This window comes from Chitinophagales bacterium, assembly GCA_016787225.1.
Lineage (GTDB): Bacteria > Bacteroidota > Bacteroidia > Chitinophagales > JADJOU01 > CHPMRC01.
The window spans coordinates 1-22,022 of record JAEUUY010000031.1 but is presented as its reverse complement, the minus strand read 5'-3'; the positions used below and the strand labels follow the sequence as shown (position 1 = coordinate 22,022).

The following is a 22,022-nucleotide window of genomic DNA, read 5'->3' as shown; positions in this document are numbered from 1 at the left end:
TTGTGATAAATTTTTTAGTTTGAAAGTATAGCAAGATTAATTCTTATAAATTGTTTTATTCGTATTTCTTCGTGAAACTTTGTGCCTCACTTTGTGGAACTTTGTGTTACAACTCTGAAAGATGAAATTTGCTTACACTGCCTTTAAACTTTTCCTAAGCCTATTCCTTCTTTGGTTTTTGTTTTTTTCTTTGCCTAAAGATTTATTCGAAGCCCCGAAGAGTTTGGCGATGTATGATAGACATGGACAGCTGCTATATGCCAGTGTAGCAGACGATGAGCAGTGGCGATTTCCGAAGATAGATTCAGTGAGCGATAAGTTAGAGCAATGCGTATTGCATTATGAAGATGCGTATTTTCACTTTCACCCAGGAGTAAATCCTATCTCTTTATTCAAAGCCTTTATTTTGAATTTGAAGAAAGGAGATATCAAGCGAGGCGGATCAACGATAACCATGCAGACAATAAGACTCCTGCATAATAACCCCCCAAGAACTTATTGGCAGAAGTTAAAGGAAGTATTCATGTCCTTAAAATTTGAACTTATATATTCAAAAAAGGATATTCTTGCTTATTATGTCTCTAATGCGCCTTATGGGGGAAATATCGTTGGTATAGAGGCGGCAGCATGGCGATATTATCAGAAACCTTCACAAGCTTTATCGTGGTCCGAAGCTGCTACTATGGCAGTATTGCCTAATCAACCATCTTATATCTACCCTGGAAAAAATCAAACTTTTTTGTTGAAAAAACGCAATGCCCTTTTGAAAAAATTAAGGGATGAAAATATTCTAAGTGAAATGGATTACGAATTGGCTATGGATGAACCATTACCTCAAAGAGTTTTTTCAATTCCTTCCTATGCCTATCATCTAGCCTCAGAGACTGGAGCTGTGAATGGCAATTTTACTACCACTTTAGATTTATCCATTCAAAAAACTGTAACAGATATTTTAGAGATGTATCACCAGTCTTTTAAACAAAATCTTATTCAAAATTTGAGTGCTATAGTAATCGATGCGAATACGAGCGAGGTACTGGCCTATGTTGGCAATACTAAAGATAGTGTAAATGGTTACAAAGTTAATATGATTCGGAGACCACGAAGCAGTGGTAGCACTTTAAAACCCTTGCTTTATGCTCATATGTTAGATGCCGGACTTATTTCTCCCAATACTTTATTACAAGATATTCCGATAGATATAAACGGCTATGAACCTCAGAATAGTTCAAGAAGATTTGATGGTTTAGTACCTGCTCACGAGGCGTTGGAGCGTTCTTTGAATATACCTTGGTTACTAGCATTAAAAAAATACGGCTATGATAAATTTTATATGAATTTGAAAGATTATAACTTTCGTCATTTTACTAAATCTTCCAGGCATTATGGACTATCCTTGGTGGTAGGCGGAGGAGAACTAGAATTATTGGAACTAGCGAATGCCTATCTTCAGCTTTCACACAAACTTAAAGGTGCAGATAATCTTATTGCTAGTTTCGAATTAGGTAAACATGTGGAGGCTAAAAAGGATATTAAGCTGAGTCAAGGTTCTATTTGGTTGACCTTCGAAGCACTATCTCATGTGGTGAGACCAGAGAATGAAGACAATTGGCAATATAGACAGAGCCAAAAAATAGCATGGAAAACGGGTACTTCTCATGGATTTCGGGATGCATGGGCTGTAGGCGTAAATCCGAATTATGTGATAGCCATCTGGGTAGGAAATGCAGATGGGAACGGACGAACTAATTTGACAGGTATTCAAAAAGCCGCTCCAATCCTTTTTGATATATTGAATACACTTCCTAAAGGGAAGAAATCGTGGTATAATAAGCCAAGTGAGGCTTTAAAGCATGTATTAGTTTGTTCTGAGAGTGGTCATAAGCCAACCGAGAACTGTAAGTCAATTCACTTAGAAATTCCCCAAAATGCAGAGTTAAAAGATGTATGTCCTTATCACACTAAGTTATTGTTAGATGCAAGTCAACAATATCAGGTGCGCAGATTGTGCTACTCAGAAGATAGCATCGTAGAGAAAACTTGGTTTAAATTACCTGTCGTAGAAGAGAGTTATTATCAGCTAATCCATCCTTTATATAAAAGCCTACCACCTTTTCATCCTAATTGTACCCATTCTGAATTAGATGCTTTAGAGATTGTATTCCCAAAACAAAATGCTACTATTATTCGACATGCTTCAGAAGTATCCAATCAAATAGTGTTTCAAGCCATTCATAGAAATAAAGAGGCTCGTGTACATTGGTTTATTGATAATAATTTTATCTCAACAACTATGAGCGAACATAAAATAAGCTGGAGCCCTATAAAAGGCAGACATAAACTAACAGTGCAAGATACAGAAGGGAATGTGAAGATGAATTTCTTCACGATAGATTGAAATATCATTTCTTTATTAATAATATGATATAGTTTAAGCTATAATCAACAATTTCAAGTGAATGCTGATAAAGTCAATTGAAATTACTAGGATTAAAAACTCTACAATAAATAAAGTAGCAATATTTGTTAGGTGCAAATGCCTAGTGAAATTGAACTAATACTAATACATGTGAGTTATTCAAGCTTTATAATTTTCAATAGATATATAAATTCTAACAATTCATGTTGAAATTATTAATTTTGCTATTCAGGTTAATAAGAGTCTTATGAGTAATGAAATTATTATAGAAACTGATGGCAGCTTTGAATTTGAAATTGATGGTGTTCCAAGAAGATTTGTTTTTGCAAGTTTTGGAGAGAGGTTCTTTGCTAGATTTATTGACTCATTAATTATAACGATTCCTAGTTTTTGCATCCCAATTATTGCTGGGTGGCTTTATTGGGCTGTATTACAGAGCAGTAAAGAACAGTCTACCATAGGGCAGCGAATTTTTGATATAAAATTGTTAAGTCTAAGAGGAGAAGACGTGACTTTTGGTCAAGCTTCATTGCGTTTCTTTGCAAATGCTCTTAATGTACTCACTTGCGGTCTGGGATTTATTTTCTTCTTTACAGGTGAAAAGAAACAATGTCTCCATGATTCAATAGCTGATACGCTTGTAGTAAAGGAGATTAAGTCTTTAAGCTTCTAGTTTTTATTATTATAATATTCAAGTTGATTAGAAAATTATTAAAAACAAATTCGGTCTTTAATTTTTAAGTAATTCTATGTCAGAGTTTGATTTAACTATTACAGAGCAAACCGAAGAAAAACTAATAGTGCTTATTAGATGGACTAAAATTACTATGTATTTTGGAATACTTTTGATTTTTATCATATTTACTTTTGCTATGCTCATAATATTTTTAGGAGAAGATGGCAAAAGAACAAATACAGATATTGAGTTACCAACTTTAATGCTCATTCTGGTAGGATGTATGCTTCCATCTTGTGTTTATAGTTTTAAAGCTTCCAAAAATTTGAAAGAGGCTATACAAAGTACTTTTCAATCTAGCTTAGATAGTGGACTATTTTATTTAGCTTGTTTTTTTAAATACTCCATATTGAGTTTGTTGGCATTCTTTTTTATTAGCTATTTGGTTATCACTAATATATAAACGCGCTAATCGTTTCTTTTGCATGGATAGCAAATAAGTTGCTTAATTTGCCTATGTATAAAGACAATGTTTTTAAAGAAATTATATGAATTTTAAGCTCTCTTTGGATTGATTTCCAGCTTTTTTAAGTTTCTTGAATTGCTTTATTCTTGGTGTGTCAAATTTAATTGAGTTAAAACCAATTAGTTTCTTAATTTTACATATATAATATTATAACTATGTCAAATTTTGATTTACAAATTAATGAGAAAAATAAACAAGATCTATTAATTGCAGCCAAATGGGCCAAATTCTTAGCAATAATTGGTTATGTGGGTATGGGTTTTATGGTTCTAGCTGGTTTCATCTTAATCGTAGCAGGTAGTAATGTTTCTTCTGGTATACCTGGATTTCCCACGAGTGCGCTAAGTGTCTTTTATTTTTTAATTGCTGCTTTTTATTTTTTTCCTGTAACATTTATGTATAGAATGTCCAAGAATTTAAAAGAAGCGATACAAAATTCCACTCAAACTAATTTTGATTTAGGGGTAAGTAACTTGTCTAAACTGTTTAAATTTACAGGTTATATGGTAGTAGGTATATTAGTTCTTTACATTGTTATAATAATAGGTGTTATGGTTATGGCTATGGTTTCAGGGCTAGGATAAAAGTTTATGTCTGAGTTCGAGTTATAGATTGATGAAGAAACAGAATTAGCAATTTTATCTATTGCAAAGTGGTTGAAATTTTTATCTGTATTAGGTATTTTGTCAATCATAGCTCTTTTTTCTATTTGGTTTTATCTTTTTTACATTAAGAATATTAACATAGATTCAAGTGAAGGTGGAGGTGCTTAAGTTGCATTTATTGTAGCATTATCAATGATAATTCCTTCAATTTTGCTATGGATAAGTTCTAATTACCTTTCTTATTCTATTCATTTGAGTGAACAAAATCGTTTAATAAAAGGGATAAGGCTTTTAAAGCTGTTTTTTGTTACCTCCTTTATCATTGCTTTTTCATTGATTTTTTTCATCTTTGCTGGCATTATAATTCTTAACTAGGAAGCATAATTATTACTTATTGTTCCCTAACTTTCTTATTATAAAAAACCAGCTCATGGCACCGATTATGTAAAGAATTATGGTGATATTAAAAATGGTGGCATAGCTTAAGTCTATTTTTCTAAGTTCAGCAAATATGATAGAACTAAACCAAAATGACCCAGACCAAATAGTAGCTTCAATGCTACCTATCAAGGCTTGATTTTTTTTACCAATCACATTCATTTTATAATTAGTGATGATAGGTTGCGCACTATTCATCAATGGTTGGCGAAGTATAAAAAAAGTTACTGACAAAATATAAGCTATAGATATCGGGAAAAATTCTTTTGCCCAAACCATAACGATTAAGCAGAGAATACCTAAGGATTGAATGCCTACTATGCCTTTCTGATAGCCGAGTTTAGATTGTATCCATGGAGTAAACATCATAAATATAATAACAATAAGATGAGAAAGTCCTAGTACAATGGAGTAACTATCTGAATCCATCTGATAGGTATAGAAAAAGAAAAGATTGAAAAAAGGAATGCTAAAACCTGCGCCAATAGCAATTATCAACGTAGGTAAGAGCAGATAGAATATATTTCTTGTATCACCTTCACTCGGCTTGGTATCTGTCATTTCTTCCATTTCCTGAGCCTTGACTTCTATGTTTTTTGGAATTTTGAAAAGGAGTACCACGGCGATGCTAGCTAAGGCAAATATGGTAAGAATGATGGTTTTCTCTGAATTATAATTCGTCAATAATTTATTGTATATAAAAGAAACTATTCCTACGGTCATAACGGATGCACCCCAGGTTTGAAAGAATAGCGATAATGATATACTTAAGTTATCTTTACTTGTTATCTTTAGCAGAAATGGCAAAGAAACGACATGAGACATCAAAAGAAAAACACCAAATAGAAACATCAATATAGTCATAGCCAGATTAGAGTGTAGGGGAGCAATAATGATGATAACTATGGCATTTGCTACAAACAACAAAGCTCCAATCTTAATCATTGGCAATAGATGAATACGCTTGTATAACAATCCAAAAGGCACACCCAGTATGAGTACTGAAATATAGCGATAGGAGACAAATTTGGCTATTTCATAATCTTTATAACCTAATTTAATTAAATAGTAATTGACTAAAACAAGAAATGTAGCATTGATACACTGCAAAAGAAATTCTGCAATGATAAGATAATAGATTGGTCTTTCTAACTTTCTATATTGATCAATGAGTGACATATTCTAGTATTTTCATTACACAATTTTCATACAATGGATTGACCCATAATGCATCTTTCTTATATTTTCTATTCCATGTAATTTGTCTTTTCGCATAGTTTCTGCTATGTTGTTTTATTTTATCAATGGCATAATCCAGTGTCACACTTCCGTCTAAATAGTCAAAAAGTTCTTTATATCCGACGGTTTGTAGGGCATTGAGTTGTTTAAATTCTTGAAGATTTTTTACTTCATCAACCAATCCTTGCCCTAGCATTAAGTCCACTCGATGATTGATTCTTTCGTACAATAAATCTCTGGGAATATCTAATACTATATTTTTTATTTCTAACTCTGGAAAAGAATTATTACTTGAATTTGCAATCAATTCACTAAAGACACAACCTGTCTCTTCCCATATCTCTACTATACGCTGGAGTCTCCGAGGATTGGTTGTTTCCATTTGAGAATAAGAAACAGGATCAATTTCCTTCACTCGTTCTTGCATATAAACTAAACCGTATCGATCAAATTCTTGTTGCAATTTTGTTCTCGTGCCTTCTGATATATCGGGCAGTTCATCTAATCCTTTCTCTAATGCATAAAGAAAAAATCCTGTACCCCCGACGAGTATGAAGGGATTTTGACTTTTAACTTTCGACTTTATACTTTCAACTTCTTTCACAAAATCCTGCGCTGTGTATTTATCGTGAATAGATTTATGGCCGATAAGATGATGCTTCACTTCCGCTAATTCTTCTTCACTAGGTCTTGCAACCCCTATTTTGAGTTCCTGATATATCTGTCTAGAATCAAAAGAAATGATTTCGGCATTCAATTTCTTGGCTAGAGCAATCGCAAGTGCAGTTTTACCAGAAGCTGTAGGTCCAGAAATGGCTATAAACCTAGGCTTGGTCATTCGATATATAATTTGGTGCAATCTCTTGCATTAAAGCATAAGCTTCTTCATAATTATTTCGTATGACCCCATCTAGAATAGCCTCTTTGATATGATTCTTGATATCACCTATGACTCTTGACGGCTTTAAATCATAAGTCTCCATAATAATTTCTCCAGTTATAGGAGGCTGAAAATTTTTGATATGATCGCGTTCTTCTACTTCTTTGATTTTAAGTTTGAGCTTCTCAAGATTTTCTAAATAACGTGCTACCTTGGCTTCATTTTTACTCGTAATATCCGACTGGCAGAGGAGAAGTAAATCTTCGATATCATCTCCAGCTTCGAACAATAAACGCCTAACGGCAGAGTCTGTAATTTCTTCTTTCGTTAGGGCAATAGGACGAAGGTGAAGAAAAATCATTTTGCGGACGTATTGTAAAGGTTGATCTAATGGCAGTTTCAAGGTTTTAAATATATTGACAGCCATTTTAGTTCCTAAAACTTCATGCCCATGAAATGACCAGCCGTTTTCTTCACTATAGGATTTCGTTTGAGGTTTGGCAATATCATGCAATAGAGCAGACCATCTAAGCCATAAGTTATCAGACTTTTGAGCTACATTATCGACCACTTGAAGGGTATGATAGAAATTATCCTTATGGCCTTTGCCTTTATATAATTCCACTCCATGCAGCAATTTAAGCTCTGGTAAAACATAATCCAATAATCCTGTTTGAAACAATAATTCCAATCCTATAGAGGGTTTTGGACTTAGTAATATTTTATTCAACTCTGTATGAATTCTCTCTTTGGAAATGATGTCCATGCGAGAAGCATTTTTGGTAATGGCTTCTAAAGATTCTTTTTCAATTGTGAAATTGAGTTGTGATGCGAAGCGAATCGCGCGAAGCATGCGCAGTGGATCGTCTGAAAAGGTAATATCAGGATCTAGAGGAGTTTTTAGAATCTTAGTTTCAAGATCATGTTGACCATTGTAAATGTCTAACAATTCACCATAGTTATTTTCACAAAGCGAAATAGCCATAGAATTTATCGTAAAATCCCGACGGGATATATCATCTTCGACAGTGCCATCTTCTACAATAGGTTTGCGTGAATCTCGCTGATAAGACTCTTTTCTCGCACCTACGAACTCATAATCTATCCCCTGATAGTTAAATTGAGCTGTTCCGAAGTTTGAGAAATAATTTACTTTTAATTTTGGATTTAGTTTCTCCGCTACTTTTTTAGCGAAATCTATTCCATTCCCAACCACTACGACATCGATATCTTTACATTCTCTTTCGAGATATAAATCCCTGACCCAGCCGCCAACGGCATAACATGGTGTAGAAGTTTCGATAGAGACTTTTGAACAGGTTTTGAAGAATATTTGATTGAGTTGGGTTAACATTTCATGGACAAAACTAATTCTTAAGATAAAATCGGGAACTATTATTTATTCTAAATTGAAATACAGAGATTGAAAAATTTGCAAAGTTAAACCCAAATTAATCATTAGAAGCCACTGCGTGGCGAACTATATGATTTAGTTGGGTTTATCCCGATTTAGAATTTGTTTCAATCCCGTACGTACGGGATTGCAAAATATTGAAATACAAATTCTTAATCGATTCTGCATTTTCTAATGCGGAATTTGGGTTAAAGTGATCATTGAATTGAACATTTATCTATCTTACAAGAAGTTATATTGTTAGCTATAAGACTAGGTTTTTCAGTTTTTAACTTATATTTATAAATTCTAGATTATAACGCTATCCCTTCTTAACGATCAATACCATACCCTCTTCTAATAGCATAACTCCATATTCAAAGCTATATCGATATTGACTGCCTGATTTGGTATTATATAAGTGTGTAAGATAGTCAGGTAGAAAACCTTTATCCGTAAGTTTTTTCAAAGAGGTTTTGAGCTTATCATGCTCTCCCAATACATCTTGCAATATTCTTCTATTTTTTCTTAGGATATTTTGAATTTGGCGCATCTCCGCATTGGTATCGCTATTGAGGGTATTGTTGTATTGGTTTCGACAATTCTCATCGCAAAACTTTTTATCCGCACGACCTTTTAAAGGTTTGGAGCAGTTTTGACATAGTTTATCCATGATTTAATTAGCTTTTTTTACAAATTCTGATTTCAAACCCATAGCACCGAATCCTTCTATTTTGCAGTCTATATTATGATCTCCATCTGTGAGTCTGATATTCTTGACTTTAGTGCCCGCTTTGACAGGTTTAGGAGAACCTTTTACTGGTAAATCCTTAATGACAATCACGCTATCCCCATTTTGAAGTAAATTGCCATTGGAGTCTTTGACGATTAATTCATCACTGGCTGCAACTTCCTCTTTTGGGTCCCATTCGTGAAAACAAGCAGTACAATTCCATAAATTATCGATGGGATAGGTGTCTGGAGATTTACAATTTGGACAATTCATGCTAAGATAGTTTTTTTATAAACAATTAATTTTCAACAAATATAATCGTTTTTAATCATTTGCAAATGGTTTTATTCGACTACAAATACTTAGACTCTTGTTATCCATTACCCCATACCCCCATCTTTGCACTGTCAATTGCAATTCGACATAAACAAATTCAATTTTAAACTTTAATTTTTAAACAATTTAAATTACTTCACACATGAGCACAATTAAAAATTCCGTAAGACTAATTGGTAATTTAGGCGCAGTACCTACTATCGTAAACACAGAAAAGGGCATCAAGATAGCCCGCGTATCTATCGCTACTTCTGATTACTATTACAATGATAAAAAAGAAAAAGTAACGGAGACCTACTGGCATAATCTCGTTTTCTTCGGTAAAACCGCTGAGAATGCAGAGAAACTCCTTAAAAAAGGAAGTGAAATAGCTATAGAAGGTAAACTTGTGAGCCGCAGCTATGAAAAAGATGGCGTGAAAAAATATGTCACCGAAATCGTAGTGAACGAATTCAACTTATTTAGCAGCAAAGAGTCTGCATAATTGATTTTTTTTAGTTTTAGCCACCAAGTCCCGAAGGCGCAAAGATTGGTTTGTGCTGGAGGGTTTTGGTGGCTTTTTTTTAAATATGAAGAAATGGAATTAGAGTTAATCAAATCGAAAATAATTGAATTCAAAGGTTTTAAAGTTATGATAGACTATGACCTAGCTGAATTATATGGAATTGAGACTAAATATCTCAAACGCGCTGTCAATAGAAATAGAGAGAGATTTCCATCAGACTTTTTAATAGAGTTAACCGAAGAAGAATGGTCATACTTGAGGTGCCAATTTGGCACCTCAAGTTTACATGGTGGAATCAGATACACACCCTATTTATTCACTGAGCAAGGTGTAGCGATGCTAGCATCAGTTTTGCAAAGTCCTAAAGCTATAGAAGTGAATATATTTATAGTTAGAGCCTTTGTTTATATGAGAAAATTAACTTTATCACATAATGAATTATCTGACAAGTTAAAGGAACTTGAGTTGACCTATAATAAAAAATTTAAGGATGTATTCGATGCACTGAACTATCTGCTCAATAAGGATAAGCAAGCAGAGGATATCAAAGATAGAACTAGAATAGGCTTTAAAAAGTCATGATATGAATTTTTTATTGGTTCTAGATATGAATGAATATCTTAGCCGATATTTCTCAACATGGATATCAAAGAATTTATTCGTAAAATCCCTAAAGCAGAACTGCATTTGCATATCGAAGGTACGCTCGAACCTGAGTTATTCTTTGAATTAGCGCAGCGCAATCAAATTTCTATTCCTTATCAGTCAGTCGATGAACTGCGAAATGCTTATCAGTTTGATTGCCTTCAAGATTTTCTAGATATATATTATAAAGGGACACAAGTTCTCATACAAGAACAGGATTTCTTTGACCTTACTTGGGCGTATATGCTGAAATGTAAGGAGCAGAATATTGTACATACCGAAATTATGTTTGACCCGCAAAGTCATAAAGATAGAGGTATTTCATTTGAAACGGTGATAAAGGGTATATCCAAAGCATGTCAGCAAGCGGAGAAAGAATTTGGAATTTCTTCTTTTCTTATCATGTCTTATCTGCGGCATTTATCGGAAGAGTCTGCATTTGAAATCTTGGAAATGTCTAAACCATTCAAGCATCACATCAAAGCAGTAGGATTAGATTCTTCTGAAATGGGTCATCCACCGAGTAAATTTCAAAGAGTATTTGAAGCCTCGTTAGCAGAAGGCTATATCCCACTGGCACATGCTGGTGAGGAAGGACCGCCAGAATATATCTGGGAAGCAATCGATATCTTAAAAATAACGCGAATAGATCATGGAAATCGTTGTCTGGAAGATGAGGATTTAGTAAAGGAAATTATTCAAAGAAATCTAGCTTTAACTGTTTGTCCTCTGTCTAATAAGGCTTTGCAAGTAGTCAAAGATTTGAATCAACATCCTTTAAAACGAATGATGGATTTAGGACTGAAAGTAACTGTCAACTCTGATGATCCCGCCTATTTCGGTGGGCAACTCGTAGCGAATTATGATGCTATGGTTGACGCACTTGATTTAACGCACGATGACATTCTAGAACTTGTAAGAAATTCGTTTCAGTATTCGCTTTTAAAACATGATGCAAAAGAGAAAAGACTGCATGAAGTTAATAAATTTCAAGCAATATGAATGATACCATCATAGCGCTCGCCACTCCTCCTGGTTCTGGAGCTATAGCTGTCATACGACTGAGTGGGTCGAAAGCTATAGACATAGTAAATGACGTATTTCACCACAAGAAGAAATTAAGTGAAGTCGAAAGCCAGAAACAAGTTTTTGGTACAATACGCAATGGGGAAGAGATCATTGACGAAGTATTGGTGTCTGTATTTAGAAATCCTAAGTCTTATACGGGAGAAGATACAGTAGAGATTTCATGCCATGGTTCTCCGTTTATTATCAAATCGATTTTGGAGTTATTGATGCAGCGAGGTGCACGCATGGCTGCGCCGGGTGAGTTTACGCAGAGAGCATTTCTCAATGGTAAACTGGATCTTGCTCAAGCAGAAGCTGTAGCTGATTTGATAGCTTCGGAAACTAAAGCTTCTCATCAAATCGCTTTCCACCAAATGCGTGGTGGTGTATCGAGCGAGCTGGCTGAGTTAAGGGAATCATTAATTAATTTTACTGCACTGATAGAGTTAGAACTGGATTTCGGGGAAGAGGATGTGGAATTTGCAAATAGAGAAGAACTCCATAAGCTTGTTCAGAATTTGAAGTCAAAGATTGAAAATTTGATTCATAGTTTTCAATACGGAAATGCGATTAAAAATGGCGTACCAGTAGCTATCGTAGGACCACCGAATGCTGGGAAGAGCAGCCTACTCAATGCTCTACTCAATGAAGAGCGTGCTATCGTGAGTGATATCGAGGGTACGACACGAGATACGATAGAGGAAGCTATCACCATCGATGGCATTCGGTTTCGGTTTATCGATACGGCGGGAATCCGGGAGTCGAGTGATACGATAGAAAGTATAGGTATAGCTCGCAGTAAGAAAATGATAGAACAAGCGAGGATTGTGCTCAATGTTTTTGATTGTAGTAAGGGTTTGCCTCTTGAGATAGCACAGGAAGACAAAACTATATTTCCGATAGCGAATAAGATAGATTTGGTAGGCGATATGGATTTTGGGCAACATACGATAGCGATATCAACTGTGACTAAGCAGGGATTGGATACGCTCAAACAAAAACTGCTGAGGTCTATCCGCGAAGGCATCGGTGAAAATCAAACGATTATTTCGAATACTAGACATCTGGAATCGCTTGGTCTGGCTTTGGCTGCTCTCAATCAAGTGCAGCATGGAATGAATGGGAACCTATCTGGTGATTTACTTGCGTTTCACCTGCGTGATGCGCTGCGACATATCGGTGATATTACGGGTCATATCGATGTGGACAAGGATATTTTGGGTACTATCTTTGGGAAGTTTTGTATTGGTAAATAGGGTATAGATTAGTACGATTTGCTAGTTTTACGCTTGCAGGTAGTTGGACACGGAGGCGCACGGAGAAGACACAGAGGTTCACGGAGGGTAATTAAATAAATGAGGTGGTAGCCACGAATGACACAGATTAGCACGAATCACGGACACCTGCGGTGTGTCGGCTTTACCACAAAGTACACAATGGTATCACAAAGGACACGAAGGTTTTAAGTGGATATGTGGGTTTTAACCGCAGAGGCGCAGAGAGCGCAGAGGGTAATTAAATGAATGCGGTGGTAGCCACGAATGACACAGATTAGCACGAATCATAGACACCTGCGGTGTGAGAGGTTTTACCACAAAGTACACAATGGTATCACGAAGGACACGAAAGTTTTAAGTGGATAGGCTGGGTTTAACCGCAGAGGCGCAGAGAGCGCAGAGGAGTTATGCAATAGGTTTGATAAGATTTAGTACTAAAGCTAGGCTTAGCTGAAGCTGAGTAATGAGTTTTGACGCTCTTTTTGGAAATATATTCGTTCAAATGGCTATTATTGTCCACCCACTAGCTCGAACAAAGATTCATCTAGCTCGAATGAATTCTTAACTAGCTTCAACGAAAATTCATCTTGTCTCAACGAACTCTTAACTAGCTTCAACAAAGATTCATCTTGTCTCAACGAACTTTCATCTAGCTCGAACGAATATACATCTGGCTCGAATGAATTCTTAACTAGCTTCAACGAAGATTCATCTTGTCTCAACGAACTTTCATCATGCTCGAACGAATATACATCTGGCTCGAATGAACTTTTAACTAGCATCAACGAGGATTCATCTTGTCTCAACGAACTTTCATCATGCTCGAACGAATATACATCTGACTCGAATGAACTTTTAACTAGCTTCAACAAAGATTCATCTTGTCTCAACGAACTTTCATTATGCTCGAACGAATATACATCTGGCTCGAATGAACTTTTAACTAGCTTCAACGAAAATTCATCCTTTCTCAACGAACTTTCATCTAGCTCGAACGAACTTTCGACAGCTTTTTACTTTCATCAAATGAGAACTAAGTTGTGAATTGCTTTTAAAATTGTATCTTTAACAACATGATAATAAGTGGTTGCAGTGGCTAAAAGTTGTGAATTGCTTTTAAAATTGTATCTTCGACAGCGATTGAAATTTCGAGGTCTATAACTGTATCGTTGTGAATTGCTTTTAAAATTGTATCTTAGACAGCATACTCCAGATAGCATAGCAAGAGCAATATGTTGTGAATTGCTTTTAAAATTGTATCTTCGAAAGCACTAAACGGGACAAGTGGTTCAATGCTATCGTTGTGAATTGCTTTTAAAATTGTATCTTCGACAGCAAAAATAGGGGTTTCTAACGGAACTTTAGAGTTGTGAATTGCTTTTTAAAATTGTATCTTCGACAGCTGAACTACTCAAATGAAAATAGCCTTAATAGTTGTGAATTGCTTTTAAAATTGTATCTTCGACAGCTCTATAATAGAGGATGTAGCATGTAGTTGGTTGTGAATTGCTTTTAAAATTGTATCTTCGACAGCCAGTTTGAATACGAAGTTCCATCAGGCATGTTGTGAATTGCTTTTAAAATTGTATCTTTAACAACTTCTCTACGATACGGGCATAGTAGTCAGCGGTTGTGAATTGCTTTTAAAATTGTATCTTTAACAACACTTTGCCTAAAATTTATCACCATGCATGGGTTGTGAATTGCTTTTAAAATTGTATCTTTAACAACACATTTGATTCGTCTAATTGTTGATGCTGAGTTGTGAATTGCTTTTAAAATTGTATCTTTAACAACTCAAAGGAAACGAACTCAGTAGTTTAGAATGTTGTGAATTGCTTTTAAAATTGTATCTTTAACAACATGCTCAGGGAGTTTGCCGTAGAATTTATGTTGTGAATTGCTTTTAAAATTGAATCTTTAACAACCGCTCGGTTTGTAGAGAGCGTATGGAATTTGTTGTGAATTGCTTTTAAAATTGTATCTTTAACAACGCATAGACTCGCTAATCGTGGAAGGCTTCGTTGTGAATTGCTTTTAAAATTGTATCTTTAACAACCTATCGTATTGTCGCTATAGTTTTTAAGCCGTTGTGAATTGCTTTTAAAATTGTATCTTTAACAACGACAGCTAATCAGAGAAAAGAGAGGACACTGTTGTGAATTGCTTTTAAAATTGTATCTTTAACAACTACGAATTTTTTAAGTGCAAAAACTATTCCGTTGTGAATTGCTTTTAAAATTGTATCTTTAACAACCATCTGCAACGTCATTATTTGTTTGCTCTAGTTGTGAATTGCTTTTAAAATTGTATCTTTAACAACACCCAATTACTAAACACGTAAGAGAGTGTCGTTGTGAATTGCTTTTAAAATTGTATCTTTAACAACTTATCATTATTTGGGCGATAAGGAAATAGCGTTGTGAATTGCTTTTAAAATTGTATCTTTAACAACCTTAATGCCAATTGGCTGATAACAGGGATTGTTGTGAATTGCTTTTAAAATTGTATCTTTAACAACATACCAGTTACTTGCTGTGTCCACTGTCTCGTTGTGAATTGCTTTTAAAATTGTATCTTTAACAACTTTACTCACATGGTAGAGAATGGCACCGATGTTGTGAATTGCTTTTAAAATTGTATCTTTAACAACTTCATTATTATCTATAGTCAATTTGGTTCCGTTGTGAATTGCTTTTAAAATTGTATCTTTAACAACAAGATAGAGGAGCCAAAGAAACTCAGTATTGTTGTGAATTGCTTTTAAAATTGTATCTTTAACAACTTCCCGTGCGTTTCCATAGCACTTTTTGCCGTTGTGAATTGCTTTTAAAATTGTATCTTTAACAACATTAAGTCGATTTGAACTATTAGACCAATAGTTGTGAATTGCTTTTAAAATTGTATCTTTAACAACAGCCCTGATTTAAGGGCTTGTTGTTGAAGATTTTAGCCAAAAATTTGGCATTAAAAAAGCTCTAACTGATAAGAAATGTCAGGTGGTTTTTGTGATTTTTTTCCTTGGAATATCTGAATATCTCCAAATTGCTTATCGGTAATATAGAATATGCCTACGAGACCATCGTCGGGTATAATGTTTTTGACCCGCTGCATATGCACCTCTGCATTTTCTCTACTCGGACAGTGACGCACATACATGCTAAACTGAAACATAGTAAAGCCATCCGCTAATATTTGTTTTCTAAATCTAGCTGCTATTTTCTTTTCTTTTTTAGTGACCGTAGGTAGGTCATACATGACGAGTACCCACATAAGCTGATAAGCGTTGAAGCGTGTTGTATTCATTCATAGTCAGGATATATCAGTTCGCAAATCCCTGATTCGAAGCTCTTGGCAAGCGAAGCCGTGGTACGCTGTATGGCTATCATCATAGGACTTTTTTTATGTTCTATGACTACATCTAGGACAGGGATAGTGAGGAGTTCTTTTTTTATAGCTGTATCTAGTTCTACAGCATATCCATATTTTTGACAGATATCATAAACCAAAACATCGACATAAGGTCGGTATGGCTCCATGATATCGTCGGCTAGGCAATATGCATTGTATTGATTTCGATGAAAAATCCCTAAGGTAGGCAAGAGTCCACTCCCTACCAAGGAGCGAGCTACCATAGCACGGAGGATAGTATATCCATAATTGAGCAAATGATTAGGACTAGACCCAGTAGGGTCGCGGCTAAATTTGATACCTAGCTCCATATATACCGATTTCCAATAGAAGCCTGCTGCACGCGCCTCCATATTGGTACTATCGCCGCTTTTGACCATAGGTATTAGGTTTCTCAGATATTGATAGTTTTTTGACTGAGCATAGAGTACATTGGCTTGATTATTAATTTTAGCTTTGATAGTGAGCTGCCATAGCTGCTTTTTGAGTGGTTCTTTGGCTGCGATTTGATACTTGAAATATTTGCTTTGGAGACTATGACCATCGAGATTGAGCATCATACCTGTAGGAAGGTGTTTGTCATTACAGGTTATTAAGGCTGCATTAGCATTTAGTAAATTTGCTATCAATGAATGGGTAATGGTAATCTGAGTATGATCCAATAGGACGATACCTATATCCTCAATAGGTATGGTCTTTTTATCATCTGCATCGGGATAGGAAATAGTCAACTGACTATTCTGGTAGCTAAGATAGGCAGGATTGCCAAAATAAAGGGTGCGCTTAATCATTGGACAACTTTTATAATATTACCTAGTCTATCTACGTCCAATTTCCAGCAGCATGATTTAATTTGAATACCTTCAATTGAATTTTCCATTTTGTTTAGCGAAGAATATTCTAATTTATTAACTACAGATGTTGCAACCTCTCCCTTTACAAAAAAACATTGAAATCCAGAGAAACTCACACATTTATAAATTCTATTCACTTGCTCTTTGGTAAGATTTGAAAAATCGACCATAGAAGGATTGTCTATTTCTTCAGCACTCGGCACATAGACGAGGTCATTAGGAGATAGACTGAATAGGAGAGGGTCTCCTTTGGCATTTTTTGCGGGCACAGACTGGGGCTTTTGTTTCAGAGCAGCACTTTGTTTCTGGCTTTCTAGGACTTCGTTGAAAGGGATAGTCTCATAGCTTCTTTTACCTTTGTCATCTCTATATATGGCGAAATATAGATTCGTTCCTTTTGCACCTTCTACATATTTATGAACTTTATTTCCTGTATGACCTATAGCAAATTTGCTGCCTTCTTCCCATATTCTCAGTTTAACAATAGGTTTGTGCGCTTTTCCATTATTGTATAAGGAAATATTTGCATTCATTTCTTCTATACTTTCAGGAGTGAACGCTATTTCAGGGACACCTCCCTTCGCTGCTAAATAGTTTTTCAAAATCAATTGGATGCCTGTATCCGTTATTTTTTCAATTACTTTTATGGTAAAACTAGTGTCTAAGGTCTTTCTTGTAGCCGTTATCATTTTATCTCTAGATACTTTTACTCCTTTTAAATTTACCTTTCCTGAAACAGTATCTTTGTGCAATGGTTTCCTAATAGCCCAGCTGTCTCCTTTGGATTGGGTAGCTATATTTTTTTTCAGTTTTCCATTGACATTTTCCCACCGCTGGTATTTATTGACTGTTTTATTGATGACACGCAGATTTTGTTTAAAGCTAATGACTGTAGTTTCCAGTTTGTTTTTAGCATCTAATGCAAAAGTATCCCACGGTTGTTTGAAAATCCAACTATAATTTTTTTCAGCATCGGCATTAAATTTTTTCTCACATAGTACTCTTTTCAGATCTTCTCTGGTTTTTTGACCTCTTGTTTTATCTTTGTCTAGGGCATTCTGATTATTCAAATAATTGATATGATTTCTCGTAGCGCAGGCTATGACTAATGCATCCAGTGCGTGATGCCTATGGTCGATTCTCTTTTTGTTAAAGCCCTTTTGCGCATCGAGAGGCACACTCGGCAGAAATTTTCCAGTATTTGGATTTATCTGTCCATAATGATTGGACTGGGTGAGTTCATTTAATCGCTCGAATCTAGGAGTTATTAAGTCATTCCATATATCGTTTAGTCCCCAGTCATGTCTCAGAATTGAAGTGATTTGACCATTGGTGCTCAATAAATTGTTGGCAGTAGTACCTTCATCGTTTTTATCTTGTCTTACTATTCGTGATAATAGATTTTTTACTTCTTTGCTGATATACCTCGTGTCATTCATCTGCCGTTCTATCATTTTTTCTGGTATATCCAGTAACATTAGTTTTTTACCCTTGCCATAGTTTTTTGCATAACTTGTTTTGATGAAATTTTCGTATTGGTCTATGGTGAAAAGTGAGATATATTTTCCGCTACTAAGTTCAATTTTTTTTCCGCTATTTTGGTTGATATATTCAAAAGCCAATAGATTGCCCTTGTCTTTATTCACTTCACTTTCACAGATTACCTTATTAGAGAAGGAGTCATCGAAATATCTACTTTGGGGTATAATGTGCTCTATTTCATAGGCAGGGGTAAATAATTTACTTAGAGGGATGACCGCACCTGTATAGGGTGAGCGATATTTCTGTTCTAGCCATAGCTTATATCGAAACAAGTCCGTTTTACTCGGCTGAGCCATCTTGCTTATTTTGAGAATATCATCTTCTATCTCTATACCAGAATTTAATACTCCATCTTCATAGATTTTTAGTATTTCTAGCTGCATGGGAGAATGTGGTCTTACATTTTCTATTTTCGCATCATTGAGCATTTCTGCCAATAGGGCTTTTATTCGAAGGTTAGTGTTTTCATTGGCGGTCGTTTGTTCCGTTATTTTCTTTCGTTTATCGGCAGGGTTCTTCATCTCTCTGCCTAGCTCTAAGTGTATTTCATCTATAAAGTTCTCAATACCATTTCCGTAGTAAATCCATAAATCTTTGACTACTCGGAGCGTTTCCATTATTACCTGCTCTACGATAGGATTTCTTAAGGAATGTTGTTTGAAGCTTTTTAAATATGTTTCGATATCGGCTGGTGATTTCCATTTTTCAAGGTTGATTTCTTCCGCATGTCTATCGTAGACAATATAGCTGACCAGCCACAATGGTAATCCTTTGAATTTAGTTATATCCGTTAAATCAATAGCTTTATCTCTAACTTTATTTCTAATAGTTTCATCATATTCTGCGGATAGTATTTTTTCAATTCTATTTTTTGTCTCTGGATGAATATCTGCTTCACTCCAGTGTTTACCGACCCTCATCAATGGTAATAACTTTTTGATAGCTTTTGCAGAATAGCTTCCATATTCATTTTTAAAAGGAGGGAATTTTTTAAACTGCTCTACAAAATCATCACCTAATGAATATTTGGCGGCAAATTTTTCCAATGCAGATTTGATTTCATCTTTATCATTTACTGAATATAGTATATGCCACAAACTTTCTTCAATTTCTTTGGTGAGAAATTCATTGGGATTAATAGCGCACTTAGCCAATCTGATTAAAATCATCGCCCTAGTCTCATTGCAAGGATATTCTTTATCTTGCACATAATTCCATCTGTACTTGGATATCTCTGTTTTTAGTTCCTTGGCTTTTAGTTTTAAGGGTTCTAGGAGGTATTTGAGTAAGGCTTCTTGTGAGATTTCTTTTCGATTGTTTAAAAAATCAAAGAGATTTGCAACGTCTTCTTCGGAGGAAATAATCTTATCAGTTATAGGATTATCGTCATTTTCTATTTCAAATATTTGCAAGTTTTTAATCCATTGCCATAGTCTAAATTCTTGAAATAATGGATGTGATTTAGCGATACATTTTAGCGGTTCATTTTGTTCTTTACCATCTTTACTATATCTTCTACTTTCGAATTTACAATCGCTAATCAAAGATTTCTTGCTCTTTAATGGTCTTTGATAGAAGATAATATCATTCAGAAACAAATAGACAAAGTCCCTTTTGGCAATATTGTTTCTGTGTGATTCATTAAATTCATATAATTCTTCCAAACACAATTTGTATAGATTTTCATCTTGTAATTCTGTGTGAAATTTTTTTTGTGTTTTTAATATTTGTTCCAGTTCATCTTTGTAGAATTTTCGTTCAATTACACGTACCAGTTTTCCATTAATTTTCTGTGATGGATTCTGTAGAAGAGTATCGTAGATGTATTGTCCAACAGTTTTTCCTGATTTGTCTATGGTTTGCTCAGTTTTTGTTTTCATAAGTGTCCAATCCGTCTCAGCTGGAGCTCTAAAACTTCTCTTGACCTTACCATCTTTATCCATTTTTTCCGAACCATCATCATTTAAGTCTGTGGTCACTACAAATTCCTTGATTTTACCCTTCCAATCAAACAACTCAATTTTACTAGCACGTCTATATATCCAGCCATTTTCCAAAACAATATTATACCATAATTCTGATTTTCCTTTTTGAGGTTCATCTGCAATAACTTCAGTCACCAATAAAGAATGAAACTCAACTTTCTTATTTGGAACTACTTCCTCATCTTCGCCCCTTAGCTGATAGTATCCACGTTTTTGATTAAAATTTAGTAATAGCCATGCGAGTTCTTCTTTTTCTATTTTATGGCTTAGGGCTTTTTTTCGCAGATAATAGATTGTCCAATCATAGGGTATAAGGGTTTCTTTGCCATTTTCTTTTGTATAGAATAAATTGGGCTGCGCTTTTCTAAAATCTTCAACCATCTCGCTAAAGGAGTTTTGAAAGATAAACTGATTGTTTTCATTGTAGGCTAGCTTAGGTTCTGAGTTTATTTTAAATTGACCGTATCGCTGGTCAAAGTCTATTTGATTTTTATAAAAAATCGGTAGGAAGTCTAGAATATTTAAGACTCTATGTAATCTCTCTCGTCTTAGCAGATGTCGCTCTCTTAATCTCCTGACACCTCTATAGCCTGTTCTTTCTGCTGTTTGTGAAATAGATATTCCACTGTCGAATTTACCTAGAACATCTTGTGACATAGGAATAATCCTACTCCCTAGTCCAATGATTTGTTGCTTTTCTTTTTCTATTAATGCCCACCCTATTGAGTTTGTGCCTAGGTCTAGACCTAAAATTGTATTGTTCATATATGTTTAATTTAAAAATTGCGACTATATCATAGATGCTATTGCCAAATAGTGTCGTTTTGAATGTTAAATTTATGCTAAAAAGATTAACTTATTAGAAAAATAAAATTATTCTATATTTGCATTACAATTTTAAAGCAATTCACAATAAGGATTATTCCGTTGTGTAAACATCTAAGGTGGCGAGCAATCGTCGCCTTTTTTATTTTAACCTATTCATAATACACAGACTATTGCTTAACTCATTTCAGTAGCCCAGAGCCCTCATTGTTCTGGCTTGAAGAAAATGATTGTCTCCGAAAGATAGCAAGCATCAGATATTTTAAGACCACTACGAAGAATAACTATTTAATAGGAATGAGATAAAATATTCGTCAAGACTACATTTAAAGACATTCAATAGGGTCTGGGTTGATTTTTAAGGGTATGTAGTCTCGAAATGATTGACAAAGGTAGATTTAGCGTAACAAAGCTTTATCCCAAATTCTGCATTAGAAAATGTTGAATCGATTAAGAATTTGTATTTCAATATTTTATAAATCTTGAAACAAATTCTAAATCGGGATAACCCCAACTAAATCATTTAGTTCGCCACGTTGTGGCTTCTAATGATTAATTCTATCTAACTACCCCTCAATTAGCTAGTATACAGTCTTTTGCAATTTTATATTTCTCAATTGTTTTATTGATATAATGTATTTTATTTTTTTTAATTATTTCCTGAT

Annotated in this window: 17 protein-coding genes and 1 CRISPR repeat array; of the genes, 8 read left to right on the top strand and 9 right to left on the bottom strand. The window is 34.8% G+C overall.

The window, feature by feature from the left end; translation table 11 throughout:
- Positions 1-121 precede the first annotated feature (121 nt).
- The 4 genes from pbpC (at position 122) to JNL75_12240 (ending at position 4,205) form a co-directional block, all read left to right on the top strand.
- On the top strand, positions 122-2,398 hold the full coding sequence (gene pbpC / locus JNL75_12255; GenBank protein ID MBL7790592.1) for a penicillin-binding protein 1C: 2,277 nt from the start codon (positions 122-124) through the stop codon (positions 2,396-2,398).
- 268 nt (positions 2,399-2,666) lie between these two features.
- Positions 2,667-3,092, top strand: coding sequence for an RDD family protein (locus tag JNL75_12250; GenBank protein ID MBL7790591.1), 426 nt, complete (start codon positions 2,667-2,669; stop codon positions 3,090-3,092).
- A 76-nt stretch (positions 3,093-3,168) separates the two neighbouring features.
- The gene (locus tag JNL75_12245; protein MBL7790590.1) at positions 3,169-3,558 is read left to right on the top strand and encodes a hypothetical protein; all 390 of its coding nucleotides are present in this window, start codon (positions 3,169-3,171) and stop codon (positions 3,556-3,558) included.
- A gap of 218 nt (positions 3,559-3,776) precedes the next feature.
- On the top strand, positions 3,777-4,205 hold the full coding sequence (locus tag JNL75_12240; GenBank protein MBL7790589.1) for a hypothetical protein: 429 nt from the start codon (positions 3,777-3,779) through the stop codon (positions 4,203-4,205).
- Positions 4,206-4,613: 408 nt separating this feature from the next.
- Here the strand turns inward: JNL75_12240 and JNL75_12235 are convergent, their stop codons facing one another.
- The 5 genes from JNL75_12235 to JNL75_12215 form a co-directional block, all read right to left on the bottom strand.
- Complete coding sequence (locus tag JNL75_12235; GenBank protein MBL7790588.1) at positions 4,614-5,843, bottom strand: MFS transporter; 1,230 nt, start codon at positions 5,841-5,843, stop codon at positions 4,614-4,616.
- The gene (miaA, locus tag JNL75_12230; protein MBL7790587.1) at positions 5,830-6,741 is read right to left on the bottom strand and encodes a tRNA (adenosine(37)-N6)-dimethylallyltransferase MiaA; all 912 of its coding nucleotides are present in this window, start codon (positions 6,739-6,741) and stop codon (positions 5,830-5,832) included. The genes JNL75_12235 and miaA overlap by 14 nt, the downstream gene beginning before the upstream one ends.
- Positions 6,728-8,137, bottom strand: a complete 1,410-nt coding sequence (locus JNL75_12225) for an HD domain-containing protein (protein ID MBL7790586.1) — start codon at positions 8,135-8,137, stop codon at positions 6,728-6,730. The genes miaA and JNL75_12225 overlap by 14 nt, the downstream gene beginning before the upstream one ends.
- Positions 8,138-8,498: 361 nt before the next feature.
- Entirely contained in the window at positions 8,499-8,849 is a 351-nt protein-coding gene (locus JNL75_12220; GenBank protein MBL7790585.1) for a hypothetical protein, read from the bottom strand.
- A gap of 3 nt (positions 8,850-8,852) precedes the next feature.
- On the bottom strand, positions 8,853-9,182 hold the full coding sequence (locus JNL75_12215) for an alkylphosphonate utilization protein (protein ID MBL7790584.1): 330 nt from the start codon (positions 9,180-9,182) through the stop codon (positions 8,853-8,855).
- A 205-nt stretch (positions 9,183-9,387) separates the two neighbouring features.
- Between JNL75_12215 and JNL75_12210 the strand changes: the two genes are divergently transcribed.
- From JNL75_12210 to mnmE, 4 genes are all read left to right on the top strand, one after another.
- Positions 9,388-9,729 carry a single-stranded DNA-binding protein gene (locus tag JNL75_12210; protein ID MBL7790583.1) on the top strand — a complete coding sequence of 114 codons (342 nt, stop codon included), beginning with the start codon at positions 9,388-9,390 and terminating at the stop codon, positions 9,727-9,729.
- A 93-nt stretch (positions 9,730-9,822) separates the two neighbouring features.
- A complete protein-coding gene (locus tag JNL75_12205) occupies positions 9,823-10,332 on the top strand; it encodes an ORF6N domain-containing protein (GenBank protein ID MBL7790582.1) in 510 nt (169 codons plus the stop codon).
- Between the two features lie 57 nt (positions 10,333-10,389).
- Positions 10,390-11,397, top strand: a complete 1,008-nt coding sequence (locus JNL75_12200) for an adenosine deaminase (protein MBL7790581.1) — start codon at positions 10,390-10,392, stop codon at positions 11,395-11,397.
- Positions 11,394-12,719: a tRNA uridine-5-carboxymethylaminomethyl(34) synthesis GTPase MnmE gene (gene mnmE, locus JNL75_12195; protein ID MBL7790580.1), complete on the top strand. Its 1,326-nt coding sequence runs from the start codon at positions 11,394-11,396 to the stop codon at positions 12,717-12,719. The genes JNL75_12200 and mnmE overlap by 4 nt, the downstream gene beginning before the upstream one ends.
- 530 nt (positions 12,720-13,249) lie before the next feature.
- Here mnmE and JNL75_12190 read toward each other — a convergent pair.
- The 4 genes from JNL75_12190 to JNL75_12175 form a co-directional block, all read right to left on the bottom strand.
- The gene (locus JNL75_12190; protein MBL7790579.1) at positions 13,250-13,714 is read right to left on the bottom strand and encodes a hypothetical protein; all 465 of its coding nucleotides are present in this window, start codon (positions 13,712-13,714) and stop codon (positions 13,250-13,252) included.
- Positions 13,715-13,777: 63 nt separating this feature from the next.
- Positions 13,778-15,657: a CRISPR direct-repeat array (repeat unit 36 nt; unit sequence GTTGTGAATTGCTTTTAAAATTGTATCTTTAACAAC).
- A gap of 50 nt (positions 15,658-15,707) precedes the next feature.
- Positions 15,708-16,013, bottom strand: coding sequence for a CRISPR-associated endonuclease Cas2 (gene cas2 / locus JNL75_12185; GenBank protein ID MBL7790578.1), 306 nt, complete (start codon positions 16,011-16,013; stop codon positions 15,708-15,710).
- Between the two features lie 29 nt (positions 16,014-16,042).
- Positions 16,043-16,942, bottom strand: coding sequence for a type II CRISPR-associated endonuclease Cas1 (gene cas1, locus JNL75_12180; protein MBL7790577.1), 900 nt, complete (start codon positions 16,940-16,942; stop codon positions 16,043-16,045).
- Positions 16,939-21,297, bottom strand: a complete 4,359-nt coding sequence (locus tag JNL75_12175; protein ID MBL7790576.1) for a hypothetical protein — start codon at positions 21,295-21,297, stop codon at positions 16,939-16,941. Before JNL75_12175 ends, cas1 begins: the two co-directional genes overlap by 4 nt.
- Positions 21,298-22,022 lie beyond the last annotated feature (725 nt).